Source organism: Pseudonocardia sp. MH-G8 (genome assembly GCF_002262885.1).
Lineage (GTDB): Bacteria > Actinomycetota > Actinomycetes > Mycobacteriales > Pseudonocardiaceae > Pseudonocardia.
In genome coordinates, this window is record NZ_NKYF01000014.1 from 123,995 (window position 1) to 147,730 (window position 23,736).

The window sequence follows — 23,736 nt, forward strand, 5'->3', positions numbered from 1 at the left end:
CGTCAGGCGGGGGCCGGGAGCAGGCGGTCCAGCAGGTCGTGCAGGGTTACCAGGCCTATTACCGATCCATCGTGTTCCACCAGGGCTATCTGGGTGTGCTCGGCGCGCATCGCGCCTAGCGCGTCGTGGATCGGGAGGTCGGCTGCCAGCGTCCGGACCGGGCGCATCAGCTCGCGCGCCGTGGTGCCGCCGGGGACGGCCAGCGCGTCCCGCACGTGGACGACACCGACCGCGTGCCCGTCCGCGTCGCCGACGACGAGGCGCAGGTGGCCGCTGTCGCGCGCCGCGGCGCGGATCGCGGCCGCGTCGGCGTCGGCGGGCACCCCCGCCACCTCCGAGCGCGGCCGGACGACCTCGCGCAGCGGCACCCGGTCCAGCTCGAGCGCGGTGACGATCTGGTCGCGGCGCTCCGGGTCGAGCGCGCCCGCCGTGGCGGAGTGCTCGACCAGCTCGCGCAGGTCGTCGGGGTTGTGCCCGCTCGCCAGCTCGTCGACGGGCTCGACGCCCACCCGGTGCAGGCACCAGTTCGCCATGCCGTTCAGCCCGACCAGGATCGGCCGGGTGAGGACCATGAAGCCGCGCATCGGCAGCGCAAGCAGCGTGGCCGAGCGCTCGGGGTGTGCGATGGCCCAGGACTTGGGGGCCATCTCGCCCACGACGAGGTGCAGGAACGTCACGACCAGCAGCGAGAGGACGAACGAGATGATGGTCGTCCACGGGTCGCCCAGGCCGGTGAACAGCGGGTGCAGCAGCTCCTCGACGGCCGGCTTGCCGATCGCACCGAGCCCGAGGGTGCACAGCGTGATGCCCAGCTGCGAGCCCGCCAGCAGCAGCGACAGGTCCTTCGCGGACTTGAGCGCCGCGCGTGCCGACGCGCTGCGGGCGGCGGCCTCCTCGAGGCGGTAGCGGCGAGCCGCGACGAGCGCGAACTCGATCGCGACGAAGAACGCGCTCAGCGCGATCAGCAGCGCGGAGACGCCGAGTGCGGCACCGGTGCTCATGACGTGGACTCCGAGCTCTCGTCCGCCCACGCCATCCGCACGGACGAGGGCACGCGGCGTTCGAGGGCGAGCACCGTGAGGGCCAGGGAGCGCGGGGGCTCGCCCTCCTCGCTGAGCGAGGGGTTCGACAGCGTGATCCGCACGCTGTCGCCCAGCCGGGGGAGCCGCTGCAGCTCGTCGATCACGAGGCCGCCGACGGTCCGGTACTCGCCGTCGGGCAGGTCCGCGTCGAGCAGGCGTTCCGCCTCCTCCACGGCGAGCGTGCCGGGCACGGTCCACTCCCCGTCGCCGACGGCCGTGTCGTCCGACCCAGCGGGGTCGTGCTCGTCGGTGATCTCGCCGACGAGCTCCTCCGCGATGTCCTCGGTGGTGATCACGCCGGCGAGCCCGCCGTACTCGTCGACGACCACGGCGAACTCGTCGTCGGCGTCGCGGAGGCGGTCGAGCACGGTGGGCAGCGGGAGCGACGCGGGGACGAGGACGGGGGTGCGGGCGACGTCGGCGACGCGCAGCGTCGCGAGGTCGGTGCGGTCGTCGAGGGAGAGCACGTCGCGCAGGCAGATGACGCCCACGACGTCGTCGGGACTCGTCCCGATGACCGGCAGGCGTGAGTGGCCCGAGGCCATGACCTCGACGAGCTCGGCGACGGTGGCGTGCGCCGGGACGGACGTGACCTTCGGTCGCGGGATCATCGCCGCACGGGCGGTGCGATCGGTGAAGTCGAGCACCCGGTCGAGCAGGGTGGACATCTCGTCGTCGAGGTCGCCGCTGTCGCGGGACTCGTCGATGATCGCTTCCAGGTCACGCGGTGTCGCCGCGTGCTCGACGTCGTGCACCGGTTCGATGCGCAGCACCTTGAGCAGCAGGTTCGAGGCGGCGTCGAACATGCGGATGAGCCAGCCGAACGTCGCGAGGTACACCGAGGTGGACAGCGCGAGTGCGCGGGCCACCGGCTCGGGCCGGGCGATCGCGAGGTTCTTCGGGAACAGCTCGCCGAACACCATCTGCACGACGGTGGCCACGAGCAGCGCGACGACCGCGCCGACCGCGACACCGAGGCCCGTGGGGACGCCGGTGCCACCGAGCAGGCCTGCGACGCCCTCGCCGATCAGCGGCTCGGCCACGTAACCGACCAGCAGGCCGGTGACGGTGATGCCCAGCTGCGCACCGGAGAGCATGAAGGAGGTGCGGCGGGTGATGCCGAGCGCGCGTTGCGCACCGACATCGCCTGCGTTCGCGCGGGACTTCAGCCGGGAGCGGTCCACGGCCATGTAGCCGAACTCCTGGGCCACGAAGTACCCGGTGAGGGCGGTGATCGCGACGACCACGAGAACGCCCAGGAGGATGTTGAGTACGAGAACGGTCACGGGCTACCGGCCCGGGCGGTGCGCCGTCCTGCGAGGACGGCGCCGGTACTGTCTGCGGGGTCCATTGTTCCTGTCGTCGGTGCGGGCAGATCGACGCCCCGTTGCGGGCGCGATGTCCGGATCAACGGTGGCGGCGGCGGGGAAGTTCCGCGAGCGCCGCAGGATCGTGTCACACGATGGTCGGCACTCGGGGCCGCGATGATGTCGGTGCCGGTCGCTACCCTGGGCCTCGTGACGGATGCGGGGCCTGCGTCGGGGTTCGGGGAGCTGGGGGCGGCCCTGCGCCGCTGGGCACCCGAGGGGGTCGGCGTGGTGCGCGTGCTCGCCCGCCACGGCTTCGGCACCGTCGAGAGCGGCCAGCTCGTGGCGGGCACGGCCGGCGGTGCCACGGCCGGCGTCCTGTACCGCGGCGCCCTCGACGACGTGGTGCTGCCGCTGGCCGCGGCGGCCGTCGCGGGCCCGCGCGCGCAGGAGGCCCACGTGGCGGAGGTCACCGCGCTCGACGCCGGGCTCGCCTGCGCGGGCGGGGCCACGCTGCTCGGCCATCCGCTGCCCGCGGCTCCGGCGGCCGCGCTGGGCGAGGCTCTCGAAGGCGGCGTGCCGGCCGCGCTGGTCTCGGTGGCCGACGGCACGGGCGCGCTGGTGCTCACCGGGCTCGAGCTGGGCGTCGCGCACGGCAGCCTGGGCGCACCGGCGCTGGACGAGGCGGCGGCCGACGCCGCACGCGGGCTGCTGCGCCGCGGTGCCACCACCACCGAGCGGGTGGCCGCGGGGGAGGCCGAACTGCTGGTCGACCTGTGGGTGCCGGTGCCGTCGGTGCTGGTGGCCGGGGCGGGCGCGATCGGTGAGGCGCTGGTCGCGCAGGCGCGGCTGCTCGGCTGGAGCGCGCGCACGGAAACGGCCCTCGCGCCGGTGCACGCCGCCGTCGCCGCCTTCACCGACGCCGACGTCCTCGTGCTGCTCGATCACGACCCCGCGTTCGACGTGGTGCTCGCCGACGCGCTGCGCCGCGGCCGCGGGTTCCTCGGCGCCCTGGGTTCGCGGCGTACGCAGGCCGCCCGCCGGGATCGGCTGCTCGCCGCCGGGCTCACCGAGGCCGAGCTGGGCCGCCTCCGCGGGCCCGTCGGGCTCGACCTGGGCGCCCGCACCCCGGCCGAGACGGCCGTCTCGATCGTCGCGCAGGTGGTGGCCGCCCGCTCCGGGCGCGCCGGGAGCGCGCTCGCGGCCACCGACGGCCGGATCGGCGGATGACCACGGTCCGCCCCGGGGTCGACGACACCCCCACCGTGCCGATGCATGGCGGGTACACGCCCCGCCGGCGCCCCAACTGGCTGTTGCGGCTGGTCGTCGGTGCGCTGGTCATGGCCGTGCTGCTGGTGGGCGGCACCGCCTTCCGGGTGTGGGAGGTGGCGCGGCTCGACGAGCGGCAGCCCGCCGACGCCGTGATCGTGCTCGGCGCGGCCCAGTACGACGGCGAGCCCAGCTCGATCTTCGCGTTCCGGCTGCGGCACGCCGAGGCCCTCTACGAGGACGGTCTCGCCCCGCGCATCGTCACCACCGGTGGCAACCGCGTGGGCGACGCCTACACCGAGGCCGAGTCCGGGCGCCGGTACCTGATCGAGCGCGGGGTGCCGCCCGAGGACGTCATCGCGGTCGAGGAGGGGTCCGACACCCTGCTGAGCATGCAGGCGGTGGCCGCGCGCGCGGAGCAGGACGGGTGGCGCAGCGCGCTCGTCGTGAGCGACCCGTGGCATTCGCTGCGCGCCCGCATCATGGCCCGCGACAGCGGGTTGAAGGCGTGGACCTCGCCCACCCGGAGCGGCCCGGTCGTGCAGACGCGGGAGACGCAGCTGCGCTACATCATCAGGGAGACCGCGGCGCTGCTGTACTACCGGCTCACCAACGCCTCCGTCGACACCGAGTCCTCCGGGCTGGGCTGATGGCGGGTACTCGGGCCGGTTACTCCGCGCACGACCGCGCCCGCCCGACCACGGAGGGTCCGAAGGGTGGTGCGCCCGGCGGTGGTGGCCAGGACCGGCGCAGCCCGTTCGCCCGCGACCGCGCCCGCGTGCTGCACTCGGCCGCGCTGCGCCGCCTCGCCGGCAAGACCCAGGTGGTCGGCCCGGGCGAGGGCGCCGAGGTCAGCGGTGTGCCGCGCACCCGCCTCACCCACTCGCTGGAGGTCGCGCAGATCGGCCGCGGGATCGCCGAGGAGCTGGGGTGCGACCCCGACGTCGTCGACACGGCGGGGCTCGCGCACGACATCGGGCACCCGCCGTTCGGCCACAACGGGGAGCGGGCGCTCGAGGAGTTCGGCGCGGCGTGCGGCGGCTTCGAGGGCAACGCTCAGACGTTGCGCATCCTCACCCGGCTCGAACCCAAGATCGACGGCGTCGGGCTCAACCTCACCCGGGCGTCGCTGGACGCGTCCTGCAAGTACCCGTGGGTCCGGCGGCCCGGTGACCGCAAGTACGGCGCCTACGCCGAGGACGCCGACGTGTTCGCGTGGGTCCGCGAGGGTGCCCCGCCGGGCCGGCGCTGCATCGAGGCGCAGGTGATGGACTGGTCCGACGACGTCGCCTACTCCGTCCACGACGTGGAGGACGGCATCCTCGCCGGCCGCATCGACCTCGCCGCGCTGGGCTCACCGGCGGAGCGGTCCGCGGTGGTGGAGCTCGCGGTGCGCCACTTCGGCGGCGAGGCCGGCGCGCTGGGCGAGGCGGCCGACGCGCTGCTCGCGCTGCCCGTGGTGGCCGCCGTGCGGGGTTTCGCCGCCGGCAGCGCGCCCACGTCCGCCCACGTGGCGCTCAAGCGGCTGACCAGCGAGCTGGTGGGCCGGTTCGTGCTGGCGGCCGTGGACGCCACCCTGGCCGCCGCCCGCGACACCCACGGCGAGCACCCGCTGCAGCGCTACGCGGCCGACCTCGTGGTCCCGGCGCCGGCGGCCGCGGAGGTGGCCCTGCTCAAGGCGGTGGCCGTGCGGTACGTGATGAGCGACCCGGGCCGGCTCGCCATGCAGGCCCGGCAGCGCGAACTGCTCGTCGAGCTGGCCACCGCCCTGCGCGAGGGTGCACCGGAGTCGCTCGACCCGGTGTTCGCCGGCGACTGGACGGCCGCGGCCGACGACGCGGCCCGGCTACGGGTGGTGCTGGACCAGGTCGCGATCCTCACCGACCAGCAGGCCGTGGCCCGCCACCGCGCGCTCGCCCGCTGAGCTGCGGCGTCACGGATCGGCTCGCCGTCTCGTCCCCGGTGTGAAGGTCGACATCCAGGAGGACGACATGCTCCGCATCCCCGCAGTTCCCGAGTCCGATGCAGGTTTCGCCGGACGGCTCGCCTACCGGATCGCGCGGTGGCGCTTCGGCGCCGTCCCGGAGCCGTTCGCGGTGATCCGTCACCACCGGCGGTTGTTCTGGAGCTCGCTCCTGTCCGAGTCGGTCAACGAGTGGGCTCCACGGGTGCTGCCGAAGCGGCTGCTCGAGCTGGCCGCGTACCGGACGGCCACGGTGGTCGGCTGCTCGTGGTGCGTCGACTTCGGCACGATGCTGCAGCGCCTCGACGGCCTCGACGTGGAGCGCCTGCAGCACATCGACGAGTACGCGACGAGCCCGCTCTACGAACCCGCCGAGCGGCTGGCGATCGCCTACGCCGACGCGATGACCGGGCAGCCGATGACGGTGACCGACGCGCAGGTCGCCGAGCTGGAGGCCGAGTTCGGACGGGCCGGGGTCGTCGAGCTCACCCACGCCATCGCGCTGGAGAACATGCGCGGCCGGTTCAACCACGCCCTCGGCGTCAGCGACCAGGGCTTCGACGCCGCGTGCCGGGTGCGCCTCGACCCCGCTCCTGCGCGCGGGTGATCAACGAGGTGTTCCGTCCGGGAGCTTGTCGGGGTTGACCACCTGGTAGATCGCGGCGATCCGGCCGTCGCGCAGGGAGAACACGGCGGCGCCGGCGGCGGTGTCGGCGAACGCGGAGGAGCGGATGCCGAGCTCGCCGTTGACCATGACGGGGCTCCATCCCGCGAGCATCTGCGCGCCGTACCGGTCGAGCAGGCCGAGCAGCAGGCGCGAGACCTTGTCGGAGCCCACGACCTCGCGGCGGGCGGCCTTGGACCGCCCGCCGGAGTCGCTGACCCACACGGCGTCGGGGTGCAGGAGCGCGACCAGCGCCGCGCCGTCGGCTCGCGCCATCGCATCGGCGAACTTCGCGATCGCGTCCTGCTGCTCGGCGGTGGTCGCGCGCTGCGGCGGGTCGGCATCGGCCACGATCCGGCGGGCACGCGATGCGTGCTGGCGTGCCGTGGCTTCCGGGCAACCGAGCACAGCGGCGATGTCGGCGTAGGGCAGCGCCAGCGCCTCGTGCAGCACGAACGCCACCCGCTGGGGCGGCGTGAGGCGCTCCAGCACGACCATCGCGGCCATCCGCACGCCCTCGTCACGCACCACCGCGTTGAGCGGCTCGTCCGGGTCGTCGCCGGTGAGCAGCGGCTCGGGCAGCCACGGCCCCACGTAGCGCTCGCGGCGCGCGGCGGCGGACCGGAGCCGGTCGAGGCACAGGCGCCCGACGACGGTGGTGAGCCATGCGCGTTCGTCGCGGATCGCGGCACGGCCGTCCGGGTCCAGCCCGGCGAGACGCAGCCACGCCTCCTGCACGGCGTCCTCGGCGTCGCTGACGCTCCCGGTGATCCGGTACCCCACGCGCACGAGGTGCGCCCGGTGCTCCTCGAAGACCAGCTCGTCGGTGGGCACGCACCTGACGCTACGCGGGAGATCGTTCCTGCACACCCGCGTTCGTCGGCGAATGTTCACCGACGGTACTCCCGTCGGGAGTAAGCAAGATTACAGTGTTTCTCGACGAGGCAGCCCGCCATGGAGGAGTCAAGGATGACCCATCCCGATACCGGAACAACGGACTCGCTCTACGCGCACGCCGGCGGGTACGAAGGGCTGCACCGCACCGTCGAGGCCTGGTACCCGACGGTGCTCGCCGACCCCCTCCTGAAGCCGTTGTTCGGGGACGGCCGACCCACCCACGTCGGTCACCTCACGGCGTTCTTCGTGGAGGTCTTCGGCGGGCCGCGCACCTACACCGACGAGCTCGGCGGCTTCCCGGCCCTGCTCGAGGCGCACCGGGGTCTGCAGATCCGGGAGGATCAGCGGCAGCGCTTCGTCGAGCTGTTCATGCAGGCCGCCGACCGGACGGGCCTGCCCGACGACGCCCGGTTCCGCGACGCGCTGCACGGCTACCTCGAGTTCGGCACCGAGGTCGCGGTCCAGAACTCCTACGCGACCGCGGACGACCAGCTGCACCCGTGCCAGGAGGTCCCGCGCTGGAGCTGGTAGCCGCCGCGTGCCTACGCCCTGCTGCGGGACGGCACCGCGCCGGCGATCGTGGTCTCGGCGTGGCCGGGCGCGTCGGGCCGACGCGCCCGCACCCGGATCCGGGCCCCGCGGTGGGGGACGAGGGTGATGTGCTTGGCCCGCTGGCGCTCCGCCGGCGCGCTGGTGGTGGCGAGCTCGACGCTGCGGAGCACCTCACGCAGCACCACCCGCATCTCCACCTGCGCGAACGTGGCGCCAAGGCAGCGTCGCCCGCCACCGCCGAACGGCAGCCACGTGGTCGGGGTGAGAGTGGCCCCGACCATCCGGTCGGGGTCGAAGCGCAGCGGGTCCGGGTAGTGGCGTGGCGAACTCTGCACGAACCCGATCCCGGGTGACACGATCACGCCGGCGGGCAGCCGGTGGCCGCCGAGCTCGACGGGGGCGGCCAGCCGGCGGGCCACGTCGAAGATCACCGGGCGGACGCGGAGGCTCTCCCGGACGATCGCGTCCAGGTACTCGTCGTCGCCGACGTCTGCGGCGCGCACCGCGCGGGCGAGCACGTCAGGGTGCCGGACGAGGCGCTCCAGCGTCCAGGACAGCCCGGTGGCCGTGGTCTCGTGACCGGCGAGCAACAGCGTCATCAGCTGGTCGCGCAGCTCGGTGTCGGTCATGCCCCGGCCGTCCTCGTCCGTCGTCCGGACGAGCATCGCGAGCACGTCGGTGCGCTCGTCGAGGGCGGGGTCGGCCCTGCATGCGGCGATCTCGGCGTGCAGCAGGCGGTCGGCTTCGGCGCGCACGCGCCTTACGCCGCGCCACGGTCGCCGCGCCAGCAGCGACGGGCGGACCATGGCGGCGGTCGCCAGGGCACCCATGTTCACGACGGGCGGCAGCGCGCGGCGCAGCGCGGCGAGGCGGCCCTCGTCGCGGCTGCCGATCACCACCTGCAGGATGACTTCGAGCGTGATCGCCGACATCCGCGGCGCCACGGCGAGCTCGCGGTGCACCGGCCACGTGGCGACGTCCGCGGCGGCGATCGCGGCCATCTGCTCGGCCTGGCGGCGCACCGCGTCGCGGTGGAACGGTGGCAGCATCTGGCGGCGCCGCTCGCGGTGGCGCTGCCCGTCGATCACGAGCACGGAGCTGTCGCCGAGGATCCCGCTGAGCACGGAGTTGGCCTCGCCTGCCCGGTAGACGGCGGGGTCGCCCGCGAAGACCGTTCTGATGTCGTCCGGATCGGCCAGGTACACGAGCGTTCCCATCGGCGCGGCCCGCACGGAGAAGACGTCGCCGTAGCGGCGGTGGCACCGGTCCAACCACCACCGCGGAACACCCCACAGCAACGCGGTCTGGACGGGTGTCGGCAGGCGGGACCCGGGCGGCAGGGCGGTGTCCATGTGGGCGATCGTACGTATGTATAGAACGTCTGTATAGATGCTCGGCTAGGATCACCGCGTGGGACACCGGGAAGATCTGCTCGCCGGCGCGCGCCGCTGCCTCGAGACGCGCGGCTACGCGCGCACCACCGCACGGGACCTGGTGGCCGAGTCCGGCACCAACCTCGCCTCGATCGGCTACCACTTCGGGTCGAAGGAAGCGCTGCTCAACGAGGCCATCGGCGCGTCGTTCGAGGAGTGGGCGCAGCGGGTGCGCGCCCTCGCGCTCGCGGTCGAACCCGGCGGCGAGCCGACCACGGTGCTCGCTGCCTCGTGGGACGCGATGCTCACCTCGTTCGCCGAGTACCGCGGCCTCGCCGTGGCGTTCACCGAGGCGCTGGCGCAGGCGGAGCGCCAACCCACCCTGCGCGCCCAGCTCGCCGGGATCTACGAGCAGAGCCGCGCGTCCGTCGCCGCGATGATCTCCGAGGCACTCGGGATCCCGGACGGCCCGCAGACCCGCGCGCTCGCCACGTTCCAGATCGTCGTCTGCGACGGCCTGCTGGTGCAGTGGCTGCTCGACCCCGACGCGGCGCCGACCGGACCCGAGCTGGGGGAGGCGTTCCGGTTGGCGCTCGGCCGGCTGCCGACCTGACGAACACGCGGTGGGGCGCGGCGCGAGTCGTACGCCATGGCTCTCCCGACCGCGCTCACGTGCTTCTCGGCGCCGCTCGCCGTCATGATCGCCAGGAGTGGTGTGAGGGCGTCAAATCTGTCGCCCTCACACCATTTCTGCTGATCAAGACCGCCCGTTCCATGATCAGATAGACGTGATGGGGCTTGAGGGAAGATCCAACCCCCATCACGTCTACGTCGTCGTGGAATCTCCTGTGGGCGGGCCGTTCCCGGCTCGCGACCACGGCCTCACACCCCGCCCCTGGTCTTCGGCGTAGTCGGCCGGGTTTCCCCTGCTGCTGCCTGTCGGCGGGGTGGCCGGGTTGGCAGAACTGCCGAATATCGTGGCTGGGTGGGCGGCCGTTCCCGGCGCGGGCCCAGGCCTGTCCTGGACGAGCCCGTCACTGCTGCGTGCTCGCGCACCTTGCGGTGGTCCCGATCCACCCCTCGCGAAGATCATCGGGCCGGTCCGAGGCGCGTCCACCTCTCATGATCGGCGGGATCGGGACATGGGCTGCAGGGGGAGCCTGTTGCCGAATCGGTCAGGTCCGCACCGCGGCTGCTGCGTCGATCACGGGCAGATGGTGGTCGGTCGATCTTCAACCGCGGCCGTCCGCCCGTGATCGACGCTGCCGGCCGCGACGCGGCCCGCGGTGATCGATCTGATCAGTACCTGGGTGCGGATGCGACGACGTGGCGTACGCGTCGGAGCGATCACGGCCAGGTGATCGGCCCGAGCAGTACCTGGGTGCGGGGGCGGCGACGGTGGCGTACGGGTCGGAGTGATCAGGGCCGGGTGATCGGTGCGAGCAGTGCGTGGGTGCTGTCGCGGCGACGTCAGGTGCTTCTCGCAGCGATCACCATCGCGCGTCCGCGGGCTCCGACTCGGCAACGCGCTCCGGTGCGGCTCAGGTCCCTGGTCTGCTGATCAAGGCCGTTGTCGGAGGGGTTCGAGAACGGCACCACAGCCAGTTGCGCGGCACCCGGCCGCGACGGTCTCGTCCGGAACAGGCCTGGGCCCGCGTCGGGGACGGCTGCCCGGACGACCACGATATTCGTGGTTGTGCCCAACCCGGCCGCTCTCGGCGCGGGGGTCGGGCTCGGCGTCGGACCGACTGCGCGTGAGACCCGAACGCAGGTGAGACAGGAACTCTCGAGCCGGGAACGGCGCGCCCACCGCAACTCGCCCTACGAGGCAGAGCGCCCACGGAGGGAACGCCGGCACGCGGCGCGGCGCCCGGTCGAGGAAGTCCTCACGCACCCCGGTGCCCGCCCACGCCCCCGAACCTCATCGACGGGGTGCGTGGGCGGGGTGGTCTGTGGCCCCGTGCACGTCGGGCCATCGTCCTGGCGGCTCCCCGCCACTCGGCCGATCGGCCGAGGTCGCCCGCGGGTCCCGTACCTCCGGCCGAGGCGGCAGGGGGTGCTCCGCGCGCAGGGTGGGGGCATGACGAACACGGTCGACGTCCTGAACCTGCTGGCCGGTGCCGGGGGGCTCGGCGTCCTCCTGGTGATGGCGCTGGTCCCGCTGCTGGTCGACCACCACCGCCCACGCGAGCGCCCGGCCGTCGAGTTGCCCGCCCGGGCGCGACGCGAGCCCGCTGATCACGGCCGGATGGTCTATCCGTGATCGCCGCACACACCTCCGCGACCTCGCACAGCACGCAGAGCCTGTGTGCGAGCGTGCGGGCACAGGCGGCCGGAGTCGAGGTGGGGGAGGCATTCGGGCCAGGGCGCGGAGGTCGTCGGAGGGCGCGCCTAGACTCGGTGCCGTGGCGGGCCGGATCCGGGACAGTGACATCGCGGAGGTTCGCGACCGCACCCGAGTGGACGAGGTCGTCGGCGAGTACGTGGCCCTGCGGCGGGCGGGGGCGGGATCGCTGAAGGGGCTCTGCCCCTTCCACGACGAGAAGACACCGTCGTTCAACGTCCGGCCCAGCCACGGCACGTTCCACTGCTTCGGCTGCGGCGAGGGCGGCGACGCGATCGCGTTCCTCATGAAGATGGACCACATCGGGTTCATCGAGTCCGTGGAGCGGCTCGCCGAGCGGGTCGGGTTCCGGCTCACCTACGAGGGCGGCGGCGCCTCGGTGCAGCGCGACCGGGGCACGCGCACGCGGCTGCTGGAGGCCAACAAGCGCGCGGCGGAGTTCTACGCCGCGCAGCTGCACACGCCCGAGGCCGCGCCGGCCGTCCAGTTCCTCACCACCCGCGGTTTCGACGTCGCCGCGGCCCAGCAGTTCGGCTGCGGGTTCGCGCCCGCGGGCTGGGACCTGCTCACCAAGCACCTGCTCGCGGCCGGGTTCTCCCTCGACGAGCTGATGAAGGCCGGGTTGTCCAAGGAGGGGCGCCGCGGGCCGATCGACCGGTTCCACCGGCGGCTGCTCTGGTCGATCAAGGACCTCGGCGGCGACGTCGTCGGTTTCGGGGCGCGTCGCCTGTTCGACGACGACGGCATCGAGGCCAAGTACCTCAACACCTCCGACACCCCCGTCTACCACAAGACCAAGGCGCTCTTCGGGCTCGACCTGGCCAAGCGCGAGATCGCCAAGCGCCGCCAGGTGGTGGTCGTCGAGGGTTACACCGACGTGATGGCCATGCACCTGGCCGGCGTGCCCACCGCGGTGGCCTCCTGCGGCACCGCGTTCGGCGCCGACCACATCTCGGTGATCCGCCGGCTGATCGGCGACGACTCGTTCGATCTCGGCGAGGTCATCTACACCTTCGACGGCGACGCGGCCGGCCAGGCGGCGGCGCTGAAGGCGTTCGAGGGGGAGCAGAGCTTCGCGGCCCAGACGTTCGTGGCCGTGGCGCCCGACGGGCAGGATCCGTGCGAGCTGCGCCAGAGCCACGGCGACACCGCGGTGCGCGACCTGGTGGCCCGCCGGGAGCCGCTGTTCGAGTTCGCGATCCGCAGCATGCTGCGCGAGCACGACCTCGACACCGCGGAAGGGCGGGTCGCGGCGCTGCAGCGCACGGTGCCGCTGGTGGCACGCATCAAGCGCGAGGAGCTGCGCGACGAGTACGCCCGCAGGCTCGCGGGGTGGACCAGCTGGGACGACATCGCGATGGTGGTCCGGCGCGTGCGCGAGGCGGCGGGTGCGCCGGCCGAGGCGGCGCGCGGTGGCCGCAACGGCTCGCGGCAGGCGCCCACACCGCCGCCGAAGGACGACCCGCGCCTGCACCTGCAGCGCGAGGCGGTCAAGGCGGCCCTGCAGGTGCCCGCGGTCGCCGGTCCGAGCTACGACGAGCTGCCCGAGCAGGTCTTCTCCCACCCGGCCTTCGCGGCCGTGCACCGGGCCGTCCAGGCGGCCGGCGGTGTGTGCGGCGGCAGGGAGGGGCACGTCTGGCTCGACGCGGTGATCGCCGAGTGCCCGCAGGAGACGCGTCCGCTGCTCACCGAGCTCGCGGTGGAGCCGCTGGAGCTGCCGCGGCGCAACACGGAGGAGGCGCGCTACGTCGCCAGCGTGATCGCGGGTGTGCGGCTGGCGCTCGTCGAGGCCCAGGTCGCCGACCTCAAGTCCCGGCTGCAGCGCACCAACCCCGTCGAGGAGCCCGAGGCCTACCACGAGCTGTTCGGTGACCTCGTGCCGCTGGAGCAGTACCGGATCGCGCTGCGGGAGCAGGCGGCGCGATGAGGGGCCTGTGGCGCAAGCTGCTGGGGCGGGAGGAGGTGCCGGCCGAGGTCGCCGGCCGCCTCGCCCCCGACGAGCGCGTGCTCGCCACCGCGGAGCTCGGCGCGGGAAGGCACCTCGTCGTCACCTCGCTCGGCATGTGGCTGCCCGCCGACGACGGCCCGCGGTTGCTCGGGTGGCACCTGGTCAGCAAGGCAGGCTGGCAGGGCGGCACGCTCACCCTCGTCGAGGCGCAGGAGATCGAGACGCTCGGCGGTGCGGTGCTGATCACCGACCTGCCGCCGCAGCGGCTGCGGCTCACCGGGCCCGGGCGCGTGCCCGAGTCCGTGCAGGCGCGCGTGGAGGGCTCGATCCGCAGCCGGCACCACCGTGAGCTACCCGGGGGTGGCGCCTGGTTCGTGCAGCGCAAGGTGCCGGGCCGCGACGGCGTCGTGCTGCAGGTTCGTCCCGATCCGGGCACCGACGAGGCCGCGGTGCGGCAGGTCGCCGCCGACGTGGCGCGATCGCTGGGCCTGTCATGACCCGCACGAGCTGGGATCCGGCCCTCTACCTCGGCTTCGACGACCACCGCTCCCGGCCGTTCCTCGACCTGCTCGCGCGGGTGGGCGCCGCCGAACCGCGCCGGGTGGTCGACCTGGGCTGCGGGCCGGGGCACCTCACCGGGCTGCTCGCGCAGCGCTGGCCCGGCGCCGCTGTCACCGCGCTGGACTCGTCGCCCGAGATGGTGGCGGCGGCCCGCGAGCGGGGTGTCGAGGCCGAGCTCGCCGACGTCGTCGACTGGTCGCCGACGCCCGACACCGACGTCGTGATCACCAATGCGGTGCTGCAGTGGGTGCCGTCGCACCCGCAGTTGCTGCGGCGCTGGGTCGCGGCGCTGGCGCCGGGCGCGTGGTTCGCGATGCAGGTGCCGGGCAACTTCGAAGCCCCGTCGCACGCACTGGTCCGCGAGCTGCTGGCCGAGCCGCGGTGGCGGGGCGCCGTCACGCTGCGCGGGGAGCTGACGGTCGCGCAGCCCGTCGAGTACGCCGAGCTGCTCGCCGGCGCCGGGGCGGACGTCGACGCCTGGGAGACCACCTACCTGCAGCGGCTCACCGGCGCAGACCCGGTGCTGCAGTGGATCAGGGGAACGGCGCTGCGCCCCGTGCGCGACGCGCTCGCCGCCGAGGACTACGCGGCCTTCGAGACCGACCTGTCCCCCCGCCTCCGGAAGGCCTACCCCCAGCGGACGGATGGGACGACCTGGTTCCCGTTCCGGAGGATCTTCGCAGTCGGGCACACCACCTGACCCTGCGCGCTTGTCGTCGGGTTTGCCCGGGCGTGGGGCCGACGACCTCAGTGGTGCTTGCCATCTCGTAGGTGCGACCGTCCGCTCGGAGTCTTGATGCCGTCCAGCGCCATACCGAGGACCCGATCCCGCTGGGCGTCGTCCGCGAAGTTCGAGCTCGCGATGCCGTTGATCAGAAGACGTACGTCCTCGAAGTCGACGTCGTCGCGGGCCTTCCCGGCGTCTTGGGCGGCCTTGAGCAGCGGCTCGCCGGCTCGATGGATCAGTGCGATGCACGCGCCGAACATCGGCGAGTCGAGGTTGAGGCCCTCGACAACAGCCCTCTTGGTGGTGGCGTACCCGACGAACTGGCGCAGCCAGATCGCCAGCGACTCCCCAGGGTCCAGACCACCGAGCTCGTCCGCGACCCGGGCGAGCGCCTCGACCTCGTCGACGTACACGGCCTCGAGCAGCGCCTGGCGTGTCGGAAAGTTGCGGTAGAGCGTGCCGATGCCGACCCCGGCACGCCGAGCGATCTCCTCCAGCGATCCGTGGACGCCGTCGCCGGCGAACACGTCACGAGCTGCGGCGATGAGTGCGTCGAACTTCTGCCGGCTGCCGGCGCGCAGTGGTCGAGGCACGGCGCCCCGGGGTGTCTCGGCCGTGCCGGGGTCGGTCTCCATGACGCCTTCCTCTCGACGGAGCAGTTGCTTTCGGAGGCACCCCTCCGATAGCTTCGGAGGCACCCCTCCGCGGAGGGGTGCCTCCACTCTAGTGGACGCACCGGTCCCGAACGAAGGGAAGGGACGACAATGTGGAATGTCGGAATCATCGGAAGCGGGCGAGTCGGCGGCACGGTCGCGCGCCTCGCCATCGCGGGCGGCTGTTCAGTCGTCGTCAGCAACTCACGCGGCCCCGAGACCCTCACCGAGCTGGTTGCCGACCTCGGTCCACGAGCTCGGGCGGCCACCCCGGCCGAAGCAGCTGAGGCCGGTGATCTGGTCGTGATCTCCGTGCCGGTGCGGGCCTACCGCGAGGTGCCGGTCGAGCCGTTGAAGGGCAGGACCGTCCTCGACACGATCAACTACGATCCTCGGCTCCACGGCCACATCCCCGAACTCGACGCTGCCTCGATCACCACCAGCGAGATGGTGCAGCAACACCTGCATGCGTCGCACGTCGTCAAGGTCTTCAACAACATCTTCTTCCAGACGCTGCGCGCCCTCGCTCGCCCGAGAGGGGCAGCCGACCGCACCGCATTGCCGATCGCCGGCGACGCCCCCGACGTCAAGGCGGAAGCAGCCCGGTTCGTGGACGCCATCGGCTTCGACACGGTGGATGGTGGCCCGCTCGCCGAGGGCTGGCGCTGGCAGCCGGGTACCCCGGCCCACTCCGTCTACGCCGGGGAAACGATCCAGGTCGCCAACCCCGGCAATGCCGAGAAGGTGCGCAATGCTCTCGCCGCCGCAACCCGCTGAAGCCATCGTGGGGCTGTACCACCCCAGCCTCGACTCGCAGGCTCATCCGGCTGAGGAAGGCACACCGTGACCGGCGTACACGACGACCTCCAGGTCTTCGGCGCTACCGATGACGAGCGACGGATCGTCGAAACGCTCTACCGGGCGATCGGAGGGGAGCTGGACCTCCTGGACGAGGTACTCGCACCGGACTGGGAGGACATCCCCAGCGTTCCCGGTCAGCCTTCGGGGCCGGAGGGCCTCAAGCCGCACATCGAGGACTTCCACGCGTGCTTCGCAGACGCTCGGGTCGTCCTGCACGACGTCGTCGCCGCGTCGGGGCGAGTGGCCGTGCGAGGCGAGCTGACCGGCACCCACCGCGGAGAGTTCCTCGGCGTCTCCCCGACCGGCAGGCCGAGTTCGATCAGGATCCACGAGTTCCACCAGATCGAGAACGGCCGCATAGTCCGCAGCTGGCACCTCGAGGATCTTCACGGGTGGGTCCGGCTGATGAGAGCTTGACGCGCACGTGTGACGAGCAGGCGATCAGATCACCCGCATGAGGTGCTGGGGTTGCATGCCGCGGCTGGTAGGCCCCACCGTGGAGCAGCCGACGCCCGCGCTCGCCGCGCGCACGGTGGGAATCTTGACCCGTGCGCGGCTCAGCGCCGGACCATTCGGCCGCTGGCAAAGCCTCGCACGGACGCTAGGTACCCGAGGCGGTCGTGGCGATGCCGCCGTCGACCGGGACGATCGTTCCCGTGAGGTAGGACCCGGCCCGGCCGGCGAGGAACACGGCGATCCCTGCCATGTCGTCGTCGCGGCCGAGCCGGCGCAGAGGGGCCTTCGCCGCGATCGTGTCGCCGATGGCATCGAGCGTGGACGCCATCATCTGCGACGGGAACGGTCCTGGGGCTACCGCGTTCACCGTGACGTGCTGTGGGCCCAGTTCTCGGGCAAGCACTCGGGTGAGTTGATGGAGTGCCGCTTTGCTGCTGGCGTAGGAGTAGTTGGGCGAACCGGCCACGTGGATGGCGGCGATACTGCCGATGTTGATGATCCGCGCGGGATCATCGGCGGTACCCGCCCTGCGGAGTGCGGGGAGCAGCGCCTGCACCAGCCAGAACGGCGACTTGAGGTTGAGGTCGACCACTGCGTCCCAGGCCTCGGCCGGGAACGTCTCCAGCGGCTCGCGCCACATCGCTCCCGCGTTGTTGACGAGGATGTCCAGGCGTTCCGAGTCGACCTTGACGAGATCAGCGAGGCGACGGCACTCGTCGTACCTGGACAGGTCGGCGGGGATTGCCCGGACGTCACCGAATTCGGACAGCAGGTGCTGTGCCTGCGCGCACGCGTCTGCATTGCGTGAGCTGATGACGACGCGGGCGCCCGCCTGCAGGAGGCCGCGCGCTATCATCATCCCGATACCCCTGGTGCCGCCGGTGACGAGTGCGTACTTCCCACTCAGATCGAAAAGGTCTGCGTGGGTGGTGAACTGGATGTCCGCCATTGGTCGTCGTTCCTTCTGTCGTGGAAGCATGTGCTGACTCGAAAAGGTTGACAGGCGTCCTGGACGTCTGGGAGACCCTGGTGGCACAGGTACTGCCGATGCCTCCTTGGCACGTGGGTGGGGGGTACCAGCAGAACCTCCCTTCGCCCGCGGACAGGGCCTACGGTGACGAGGTGGCCACGATCGATCTCCGCACCGAGGTCAAGGAATTCCTGAGCTCGCGTCGCGCGCGGATCTCGCCCCAGCGTGCCGGATTGCCCGCATACGGCGGCAACCGTCGGGTCAAAGGCCTGCGTCGCGAAGAGGTGGCTCTGCTCGCAGGGGTATCGGTCGACTACTACGTGCGCATGGAGCGCGGCAGCCTCGCCGGCGCCTCCGACGGGGTGCTCGACGCGTTGGCCTCCGCCTTGCAACTCGACGAGGCCGAGCGCGATCACCTGTTCCACCTTGCGCGGCAGTCCAGGGTGCCCAGCGGATCACGCCGCCGGCGACCCGCTGGGACGGTGCGTCCGGCGCTCCAGCAGGTGCTCGACGCCATCACCGATGCGCCGGCCTGGATCTGCAACGGCCGTTATGACGTGCTTGCCATGAATCAACTTGCCCGCGCGCTGTATTCGCCGTTGCTGGCCGACACGCGCCGGCCGGCGAACACCGCGCGGTTCGTGTACCTGGATCCCGAAGCGGCAAGAACATTCTACGTCGACTACGAGCGAATCGCCTGTGATGTGGCTGCGAAGCTACGCATGGAAGCCGGCCGCAACCCGCACGACGACGAGCTGATCGCCCTGGTCGGTGAATTATCAACACGCAGTGAACTGTTCCGGCAGCGGTGGGCATCCCAGGACGTGCGGCTCCACCGGTCCGGACGCAAGCGTGTGCACCATCCGGTGGTGGGCCGGCTCGACCTGGACGTCGAGTCGATGGAGATGCCTGCCGAACCCGGCCTGCTCCTGAACGTCTACACCGCGCCTGCCGGCACGGCGACCGTGGACGGTCTAGCTCTTTTGGCGTCGTGGGCGGCCGGCCAGGAGAGGCCGGCGACCGAGATTCGCGCACTCCACTGATATTCCGACCACCCGACCGGCCGTGCCGGTGCAGCGTCGCGAATTCGGGCCCCCCGGGCGCGCCCGCCTGGTAGACCTGCCTCGTGGAGCAGATCGCCAAGGGCCTGTTGAGCTGGGCGTCGATCCTGGAGGACGCGACGCGGGAGCAGGCGCTGCAGACCGTCCGGATGCCGTTCGTCCGCCCGCACGTCGCGTTGATGCCCGACGCGCACCTGGGCATGGGCTCCACCGTCGGCAGTGTGATCCCGACGGTGCGTGCGGTCATGCCGGCGAGCGTGGGCGTCGACATCGGCTGCGGGATGGCGGCGGTGCGCACCCAGCTGACGAAGGCGGACGTCACCCGGATCGGGCGGCTCGCGGCGCTGCGGGAGGCGATCGAGGCGGCCGTGCCGGTCTCGAAGGGCGGCTACAACCGGCGCCTGACCGACACCGCGGCCGAGCGCGTCCGCGAGCTGGAGACCCTGGCCGAGAAGGCGGGTTTCGACCCGGCCTCCTACGTCGGCAACTGGCGGCTGCAGCTGGGCACGCTCGGGAGCGGAAACCACTTCGTCGAGGTGTGCCTGGACGAGGTCGACCGGCTGTGGGTGTTCCTGCACTCCGGCTCCCGCGGCGTGGGCAACCGGATCGCGCAGCGTCACATCCGGGTGGCCCAGCAGCTGTGCGAGAAGTGGTGGATCCCGCTGCCGCACCGCGATCTCGCCTACCTGCCCGAGGGCGTCGACGAGTTCTGGCACTACATCCGGGAGCTGCGCTGGGCGCAGCGCTTCGCGCTGCTCAACCGGGCCGAGATGCTCGACCGGGTCGTCGGCAGCCTGGCCGGGTGGGCGGGCCGCGAGATCGAGCGGGCCGAGGACGTGCAGTGCCACCACAACTACACCGAGCGCGAGGAGCACGGCGGCGGCGAGGTGTGGCTCACCCGCAAGGGCGCGATCGACGCCTCGCCCGGCCGGCCCGGCCTGATCCCCGGCTCGATGGGCACGCGGTCCTACGTGGTCAGCGGCCTGGGCAACGCGGCGTCGTTCCACTCGGCACCGCACGGCGCGGGCCGCAGCTTCTCCCGCCGGGCCGCGCGCGAGCGGTTCACCGTGGCCCAGCTGACCGAGGCCATGGCGGGGATCGAGTGGCGCGCCGAGAACGCCGAGGCGTTCCTCGACGAGATCCCGGGCGCGTACAAGGACGTCGACCAGATCATGGAGGACGCGAAGGACCTGGTGAGCGTCGAGCACACGCTGCGCCAGATCCTCAACGTGAAGGGCGACTGAGCGTTCGGGCCGGTGCGCGTCCTACTGCGGCGCCACCGGCTCCAGCGCGCTGGCCTGCGGGTAGCGGCAGCTCGGGTCCCACAGGATCCACGAGTCGATGCCGATGGACTCGGCCGCGTCGATCTGCGCGCGCAGCTCCTCGGGCCCGTAGTGGACCCCCAGGCTGAACGCCTGCAGCCAGGGGATCACCGCCGTGGCGCTCCCGTCGGTCAGCTTCTTGAAGTCGGCGAGCGAGCGCGCGGTGATGTCGAAGGGCTGCGACTCCGGGCTGCTCACGCCGTACTCACCGCTGCCCCAGTGCGAGGGGTACACCATCGGGGAGACGTAGTCGGAGTACGGAGCCATGAGCGCGATGTCCTGCGCTATCTGGGTGGGTCGCGTAGCCGCTATCCCGAACACCGACGCACCGAGCAGGGCGCCGTGCTTGCGCACCTCCGGCCGCGTTTCCGCCATGAAATCGGCGATCGACTGCTCGGGGGTGGTGGTCAGCCCTTCGAAATGCATTCCGGAGATGGCACCGTCGGGCCGGCGGATGTAGTCGTAGAGGATCTCGTCGAAGCCGAGCGCGGCCGCCTCCTCGGCGAGCGCGATGTTGTAGGCGCGCACCTCCGGATGGGCGAAGTTCGTGAACGAGTACTCGCCGTAACCACCCGAATAGGGGCCCCCGGATGCGGTCTGCACCAGCCAGTCGGTCTTGCCCGACTCCCACGAGGCGGCGCCGAGCACCGGGTCGCGGAAGGCGACGATCCGCCCGATGACGCGCAGACCGGCCGCATGCATCTCGTCCAGCGCGGCGCGCGCGTCGTAGTAGCCCTTGGCGGCGCCGATCTCCACGGCCAGCGGCACCTGGCTCGCGTAGCCGACCTCGCCGCTCTCGTCCTTGATGTCGAGTTGCACGGCGTCGATGCGGCCCTCGCGGGCCAGTTGGAGCACCGGCTCCCGCAGCGACCCGGCCGCCCAGGCCGATGCGGTCATGTGCACGGCGCGCATCCCGGGGTGCTGCACCGGGATCGGCACCTTCTGCGCCGTCGTGTTGCCGGCCTCGTCGCGGGCGGCCAGGTCGACGTCCGCGGCACCCGCGGGCACCGTCAGTGTGAAGCTGCCGTCGTCCTCCAACTCCTGCGCGACGCCGCCGACCAGCAGTTCCTCCGTGCCGTCGACGCGCCCGTGCACCTCGGCCGTCGCGTCCATCGGAGTCGGCGGGATCTTGTCGACGAGGAGCGTCGGGGGCGTGTCGTCGACCGTGAACTCGATGTGGGTGCCCAGGCCGGGCAACGGCATCGCCGCGTCGGGGGAGTTGATCTGGAGCGTGTGCTCGCCCTCGGGCAGCGGCGGCCCGTCGAGCACGATGCGCTCGCCGTCGCGCCGCACCGTGGCGGGCTGGTCGTCGAGCAGGACGTCGACGCGGGAAGGATCGCTGAGCGTCGTGATCGCGACCTCGTTCACCTTGCTGGCGGGCAGGGCTCCGCCGTCGGCCAGGCCGGTGACGGTGACGTCGGGTCGCAGCCAGGCCACGACCAGCACCAGCACACCTGCAACGATCAACGCGACCGCCGCCGGCACGAGGAACCGGTTGGGCGCGACCACCGGGCGGGTCATCGGCACTCCTTCGGCACGGGTCGGTCTGATCGAAGCCTGATCATCGTGACAGGATCCGGGGCTCTTGCGCTCGGGAACAACACCATGGTGTGATCAAGCGTTGAAATCCCCGAACAGCGGGTAGCGTCGCGTCATGCCTCGGTTGCGCATTGTCACTGCGTCGATCATCATGCTTTTCGTCGCCGGTTGTGGATCGGATTCCGGTGGTGCCGGCACTGCGCCGGCGCAGCCCCTTCCGCCGCCCGCTCCGGTCCGGCCCGCAGATGTGAAGGCGAACGAGCTCGGCAAGATCCCGGTCCTCATGTACCACCGTTTCGTGGCCGATCCGGTATCGGTGTACGACCGCACTCCCGAGGATTTCCGCGCGGAGCTGGAAAGGCTCGCGCGCGAGGACTACGTACCGATCACCACCGCCGATCTGGCCACGGGGCGGATCGACATCCCGGCCGGCAAGCACCCCGTCGTGCTGACCTTCGACGACGGTGACCCGACGGTCCTCACGCTCGGTCCGGACGGCACGCCCGCCCCCGGTACCGGGGTGCGGATCATGCTCGACGTGGCCGCGGCCCACCCGGAGTTCCGGGCGGTGGGCAGCATGTACGTCAACGCCGACCCCTACGGCGGCGGCGAGGCGGGTGCGGCGGCGCTGCGCTGGCTGCACGACAACGGCTTCGAGGTCGGCAACCACACCTTCGGCCACACCAACCTGCGCACGGCCGGCGCCGAGGGCGCGCAGGAGGCCATCGCCCGCGGCGACCGGTTCATCCGCGAGGCCGTGCCCGGCCACACGCCCACCACGCTCGCGCTGCCGTTCGGTGCGCGCCCCCGCGACCACCAGGTGGCCGTCTCCGGGCCGGGCTACGACTACACCGGGGCGCTGCTGGTGGGCGCGAACCCGGCGCCCTCGCCGTTCGACGAGGACTTCGAGCCGGCGGCCATCCCGCGGATCCGTTCCCAGGGCGCGGACGGCGACGAGGCCGAGTTCGGGTCGACGACCTGGCTGGACAAGCTCGCCGCGAACCCGGAGGGCCGCTACACCTCCGACGGCAACCCCGACATGATCTCCTACCCGAACGGCGAGGAGGGCCCGGCCGAGCAGTACACGGCCGCGGCGGTGGCCTATTAGGGAGCGCCCTGAACAGGACCCTCCTAACGCGCTTCCGGTGGGCCCGTCGAGCCGCGCACCACCAGCACCGGTGGGGTGTCCAGGACCGCCTCCGGGGCGTCCGTGCCCACCTGGCGCAGCAGCGAGCGGGCCGCGGCCTGCCCCACGGCGGCGACGTGCTGGTCGACGGTGGTGAGCCCGGGTTGCAGCCAGCGCGACATCGGCAGGTCGTCGTACCCGACCACGGAGACGTCCTCGGGCACGCGCAGCCCGCGGCGTTGGATCGCGCCCATCCCGCACAGGGCCATGGAGTCGTTGGCGTAGAACACCGCGGTGGGGCGGGAGTGGGCGGCGAGCAGCCGGTCGGTGGCGGCCACGGCCTGCTCGGGGGAGAAGTCGGTGGCGATCACGTCGGTGAGCGCCAGCCCGTGCCCGGCCAGCGCCTCCTCCACGGCGGCGCGCCGCAGCACGGTGTGCGCCCGGTCGACCGGCCCGGTGACGGAGGCGATGCGGCGGTGGCCGAGGTCGACCAGCAACGCGACCGCGTCGCGCAACCCGGCGCCCGGCTCGGGCACCGACACGTGCTCGACGTCCGGGCGCGCCGGCTGCCCGATGAGGACGTAGGGCAGCCCGAGCTCCGCGACGAGGGCGAAGCGGGGGTCGTCGACGCGGCCGTCGGTGAGCAGCACGCCGTCGACGGACCGCCCGTGGGCCAGCCGGCGGTAGACCTGCGCCTCGTCGAGGTCGGTGTCGCCGATGAGCTGCAGCAGCAGGCCGTAGCCGCGTGGGGCGAGCTCGGCCTCGATGCCCGAGATGAGGGCCGTGAAGTGCGGGTCGCTGCCCAGCAGGTCCGCCGGGCGGGAGATCACGAGCGCGACGGCGCGGGAGCGCAGGCTGCGCAGCCCGCTGGCCGCGAGGTGGGGGGTCCAGCCCAGCGCCTCCGACGCCTCGCGGATGCGCCGGGCGGTCTCGGAGGAGATGCGGCCGTTGCCGTGCAGCGCCTTGGACACCGCGCTGTTGGACACCCCCGCCAGGGCGGCCACGTCGCGGATGGTCGGCCGCGGCGCGGCGCCGGCCCGTTCCTGCTGGCTCACCCGCTC

23 protein-coding genes are annotated in these 23,736 nt (G+C 72.5%); 15 read left to right on the forward strand and 8 right to left on the reverse strand.

Annotated elements, in window-relative coordinates; all coding sequences use genetic code 11:
• Positions 1 to 2: 2 nt before the first annotated feature.
• Both CFP66_RS27605 and CFP66_RS27610 read right to left on the reverse strand, forming a co-directional pair.
• Positions 3 to 1,001: a hemolysin family protein gene (locus CFP66_RS27605; protein WP_094928096.1), complete on the reverse strand. Its 999-nt coding sequence runs from the start codon at positions 999 to 1,001 to the stop codon at positions 3 to 5.
• Positions 998 to 2,368, reverse strand: a complete 1,371-nt coding sequence (locus CFP66_RS27610) for a hemolysin family protein (RefSeq protein ID WP_094928097.1) — start codon at positions 2,366 to 2,368, stop codon at positions 998 to 1,000. The genes CFP66_RS27605 and CFP66_RS27610 overlap by 4 nt, the downstream gene beginning before the upstream one ends.
• Before the next feature lie 231 nt (positions 2,369 to 2,599).
• Between CFP66_RS27610 and CFP66_RS27615 the strand changes: the two genes are divergently transcribed.
• From CFP66_RS27615 to CFP66_RS27630, 4 genes are all read left to right on the forward strand, one after another.
• On the forward strand, positions 2,600 to 3,619 hold the full coding sequence (locus tag CFP66_RS27615) for an XdhC family protein (protein ID WP_233159764.1): 1,020 nt from the start codon (positions 2,600 to 2,602) through the stop codon (positions 3,617 to 3,619).
• A 41-nt stretch (positions 3,620 to 3,660) separates the two neighbouring features.
• Complete coding sequence (locus CFP66_RS27620) at positions 3,661 to 4,308, forward strand: YdcF family protein (protein WP_094928195.1); 648 nt, start codon at positions 3,661 to 3,663, stop codon at positions 4,306 to 4,308.
• Entirely contained in the window at positions 4,308 to 5,582 is a 1,275-nt protein-coding gene (locus CFP66_RS27625; RefSeq protein WP_094928098.1) for a deoxyguanosinetriphosphate triphosphohydrolase, read from the forward strand. The genes CFP66_RS27620 and CFP66_RS27625 overlap by 1 nt, the downstream gene beginning before the upstream one ends.
• A 67-nt stretch (positions 5,583 to 5,649) precedes the next feature.
• Entirely contained in the window at positions 5,650 to 6,228 is a 579-nt protein-coding gene (locus CFP66_RS27630) for a carboxymuconolactone decarboxylase family protein (protein WP_094928196.1), read from the forward strand.
• Here CFP66_RS27630 and sigJ read toward each other — a convergent pair whose 3' ends face one another.
• Positions 6,229 to 7,119: an RNA polymerase sigma factor SigJ gene (gene sigJ / locus CFP66_RS27635; protein WP_094928099.1), complete on the reverse strand. Its 891-nt coding sequence runs from the start codon at positions 7,117 to 7,119 to the stop codon at positions 6,229 to 6,231. It abuts the gene before it with no gap.
• A 135-nt stretch (positions 7,120 to 7,254) separates the two neighbouring features.
• On the opposite strand from sigJ, the gene CFP66_RS27640 reads away from it, so the two are divergent.
• A complete protein-coding gene (locus CFP66_RS27640) occupies positions 7,255 to 7,713 on the forward strand; it encodes a group II truncated hemoglobin (protein WP_094928100.1) in 459 nt (152 codons plus the stop codon).
• Positions 7,714 to 7,724: 11 nt separating this feature from the next.
• Here CFP66_RS27640 and CFP66_RS27645 read toward each other — a convergent pair whose 3' ends face one another.
• Positions 7,725 to 9,086, reverse strand: coding sequence for a cytochrome P450 (locus CFP66_RS27645; protein ID WP_094928101.1), 1,362 nt, complete (start codon positions 9,084 to 9,086; stop codon positions 7,725 to 7,727).
• Between the two features lie 58 nt (positions 9,087 to 9,144).
• On the opposite strand from CFP66_RS27645, the gene CFP66_RS27650 reads away from it, so the two are divergent.
• The 5 genes from CFP66_RS27650 to CFP66_RS27670 all read left to right on the forward strand — a co-directional run bounded on the left by CFP66_RS27650 (position 9,145) and on the right by CFP66_RS27670 (position 14,660).
• Entirely contained in the window at positions 9,145 to 9,720 is a 576-nt protein-coding gene (locus tag CFP66_RS27650; RefSeq protein ID WP_094928102.1) for a TetR/AcrR family transcriptional regulator, read from the forward strand.
• A 1,467-nt stretch (positions 9,721 to 11,187) separates the two neighbouring features.
• Positions 11,188 to 11,370, forward strand: a complete 183-nt coding sequence (locus CFP66_RS27655; protein ID WP_094928103.1) for a hypothetical protein — start codon at positions 11,188 to 11,190, stop codon at positions 11,368 to 11,370.
• Positions 11,371 to 11,512: 142 nt separating this feature from the next.
• The gene (dnaG, locus tag CFP66_RS27660) at positions 11,513 to 13,378 is read left to right on the forward strand and encodes a DNA primase (protein ID WP_094928104.1); all 1,866 of its coding nucleotides are present in this window, start codon (positions 11,513 to 11,515) and stop codon (positions 13,376 to 13,378) included.
• On the forward strand, positions 13,375 to 13,896 hold the full coding sequence (locus CFP66_RS27665) for a hypothetical protein (protein ID WP_094928105.1): 522 nt from the start codon (positions 13,375 to 13,377) through the stop codon (positions 13,894 to 13,896). Before dnaG ends, CFP66_RS27665 begins: the two co-directional genes overlap by 4 nt.
• Positions 13,893 to 14,660, forward strand: coding sequence for a trans-aconitate 2-methyltransferase (locus CFP66_RS27670; protein ID WP_094928106.1), 768 nt, complete (start codon positions 13,893 to 13,895; stop codon positions 14,658 to 14,660). Before CFP66_RS27665 ends, CFP66_RS27670 begins: the two co-directional genes overlap by 4 nt.
• 47 nt (positions 14,661 to 14,707) lie before the next feature.
• Here the strand turns inward: CFP66_RS27670 and CFP66_RS27675 are convergent, their stop codons facing one another.
• The gene (locus CFP66_RS27675) at positions 14,708 to 15,322 is read right to left on the reverse strand and encodes a TetR/AcrR family transcriptional regulator (RefSeq protein WP_094928107.1); all 615 of its coding nucleotides are present in this window, start codon (positions 15,320 to 15,322) and stop codon (positions 14,708 to 14,710) included.
• Positions 15,323 to 15,451: 129 nt separating this feature from the next.
• Here CFP66_RS27675 and CFP66_RS27680 point away from each other — a divergent pair, with 129 nt between their 5' ends.
• Complete coding sequence (locus CFP66_RS27680; RefSeq protein WP_094928108.1) at positions 15,452 to 16,117, forward strand: NADPH-dependent F420 reductase; 666 nt, start codon at positions 15,452 to 15,454, stop codon at positions 16,115 to 16,117.
• Positions 16,118 to 16,183: 66 nt separating this feature from the next.
• Positions 16,184 to 16,618, forward strand: a complete 435-nt coding sequence (locus CFP66_RS27685; RefSeq protein ID WP_094928109.1) for an ester cyclase — start codon at positions 16,184 to 16,186, stop codon at positions 16,616 to 16,618.
• Positions 16,619 to 16,802: 184 nt separating this feature from the next.
• Here CFP66_RS27685 and CFP66_RS27690 read toward each other — a convergent pair whose 3' ends face one another.
• The gene (locus CFP66_RS27690; RefSeq protein WP_094928110.1) at positions 16,803 to 17,606 is read right to left on the reverse strand and encodes an SDR family oxidoreductase; all 804 of its coding nucleotides are present in this window, start codon (positions 17,604 to 17,606) and stop codon (positions 16,803 to 16,805) included.
• Positions 17,607 to 17,779: 173 nt separating this feature from the next.
• On the opposite strand from CFP66_RS27690, the gene CFP66_RS27695 reads away from it, so the two are divergent.
• Together CFP66_RS27695 and CFP66_RS27700 are read left to right on the forward strand one after the other, a co-directional pair.
• A complete protein-coding gene (locus CFP66_RS27695) occupies positions 17,780 to 18,670 on the forward strand; it encodes a helix-turn-helix transcriptional regulator (RefSeq protein ID WP_094928197.1) in 891 nt (296 codons plus the stop codon).
• 83 nt (positions 18,671 to 18,753) lie between these two features.
• Complete coding sequence (locus tag CFP66_RS27700; RefSeq protein WP_094928111.1) at positions 18,754 to 19,932, forward strand: RtcB family protein; 1,179 nt, start codon at positions 18,754 to 18,756, stop codon at positions 19,930 to 19,932.
• A 21-nt stretch (positions 19,933 to 19,953) separates the two neighbouring features.
• Here CFP66_RS27700 and CFP66_RS27705 read toward each other — a convergent pair whose 3' ends face one another.
• Positions 19,954 to 21,531: a putative glycoside hydrolase gene (locus tag CFP66_RS27705; RefSeq protein ID WP_094928112.1), complete on the reverse strand. Its 1,578-nt coding sequence runs from the start codon at positions 21,529 to 21,531 to the stop codon at positions 19,954 to 19,956.
• A 169-nt stretch (positions 21,532 to 21,700) separates the two neighbouring features.
• Here CFP66_RS27705 and CFP66_RS27710 point away from each other — a divergent pair, with 169 nt between their 5' ends.
• Positions 21,701 to 22,657 carry a polysaccharide deacetylase family protein gene (locus CFP66_RS27710; protein ID WP_233159774.1) on the forward strand — a complete coding sequence of 319 codons (957 nt, stop codon included), beginning with the start codon at positions 21,701 to 21,703 and terminating at the stop codon, positions 22,655 to 22,657.
• A gap of 23 nt (positions 22,658 to 22,680) precedes the next feature.
• Here the strand turns inward: CFP66_RS27710 and CFP66_RS27715 are convergent, their stop codons facing one another.
• Complete coding sequence (locus CFP66_RS27715; RefSeq protein ID WP_198961701.1) at positions 22,681 to 23,730, reverse strand: LacI family DNA-binding transcriptional regulator; 1,050 nt, start codon at positions 23,728 to 23,730, stop codon at positions 22,681 to 22,683.
• Positions 23,731 to 23,736: the final 6 nt, after the last annotated feature.

What these genes read in the sequence shown, in the direction of transcription:
- CFP66_RS27605 (WP_094928096.1), bottom strand. Translation starts at nt 1,001, where the DNA reads ATGAGCACCGGTGCCGCACTCGGCGTCTCCGCGCTGCTGATCGCGCTG.
- CFP66_RS27620 (WP_094928195.1), top strand. Translation starts at nt 3,661, where the DNA reads ATGCATGGCGGGTACACGCCCCGCCGGCGCCCCAACTGGCTGTTGCGG.
- CFP66_RS27625 (WP_094928098.1), top strand. Translation starts at nt 4,308, where the DNA reads ATGGCGGGTACTCGGGCCGGTTACTCCGCGCACGACCGCGCCCGCCCG.
- CFP66_RS27630 (WP_094928196.1), top strand. Translation starts at nt 5,650, where the DNA reads ATGCTCCGCATCCCCGCAGTTCCCGAGTCCGATGCAGGTTTCGCCGGA.
- CFP66_RS27640 (WP_094928100.1), top strand. Translation starts at nt 7,255, where the DNA reads ATGACCCATCCCGATACCGGAACAACGGACTCGCTCTACGCGCACGCC.
- CFP66_RS27645 (WP_094928101.1), bottom strand. Translation starts at nt 9,086, where the DNA reads ATGGACACCGCCCTGCCGCCCGGGTCCCGCCTGCCGACACCCGTCCAG.
- CFP66_RS27655 (WP_094928103.1), top strand. Translation starts at nt 11,188, where the DNA reads ATGACGAACACGGTCGACGTCCTGAACCTGCTGGCCGGTGCCGGGGGG.
- CFP66_RS27665 (WP_094928105.1), top strand. Translation starts at nt 13,375, where the DNA reads ATGAGGGGCCTGTGGCGCAAGCTGCTGGGGCGGGAGGAGGTGCCGGCC.
- CFP66_RS27670 (WP_094928106.1), top strand. Translation starts at nt 13,893, where the DNA reads ATGACCCGCACGAGCTGGGATCCGGCCCTCTACCTCGGCTTCGACGAC.
- CFP66_RS27675 (WP_094928107.1), bottom strand. Translation starts at nt 15,322, where the DNA reads ATGGAGACCGACCCCGGCACGGCCGAGACACCCCGGGGCGCCGTGCCT.
- CFP66_RS27680 (WP_094928108.1), top strand. Translation starts at nt 15,452, where the DNA reads ATGTGGAATGTCGGAATCATCGGAAGCGGGCGAGTCGGCGGCACGGTC.
- CFP66_RS27690 (WP_094928110.1), bottom strand. Translation starts at nt 17,606, where the DNA reads ATGGCGGACATCCAGTTCACCACCCACGCAGACCTTTTCGATCTGAGT.
- CFP66_RS27705 (WP_094928112.1), bottom strand. Translation starts at nt 21,531, where the DNA reads ATGACCCGCCCGGTGGTCGCGCCCAACCGGTTCCTCGTGCCGGCGGCG.
- CFP66_RS27710 (WP_233159774.1), top strand. Translation starts at nt 21,701, where the DNA reads ATGCTTTTCGTCGCCGGTTGTGGATCGGATTCCGGTGGTGCCGGCACT.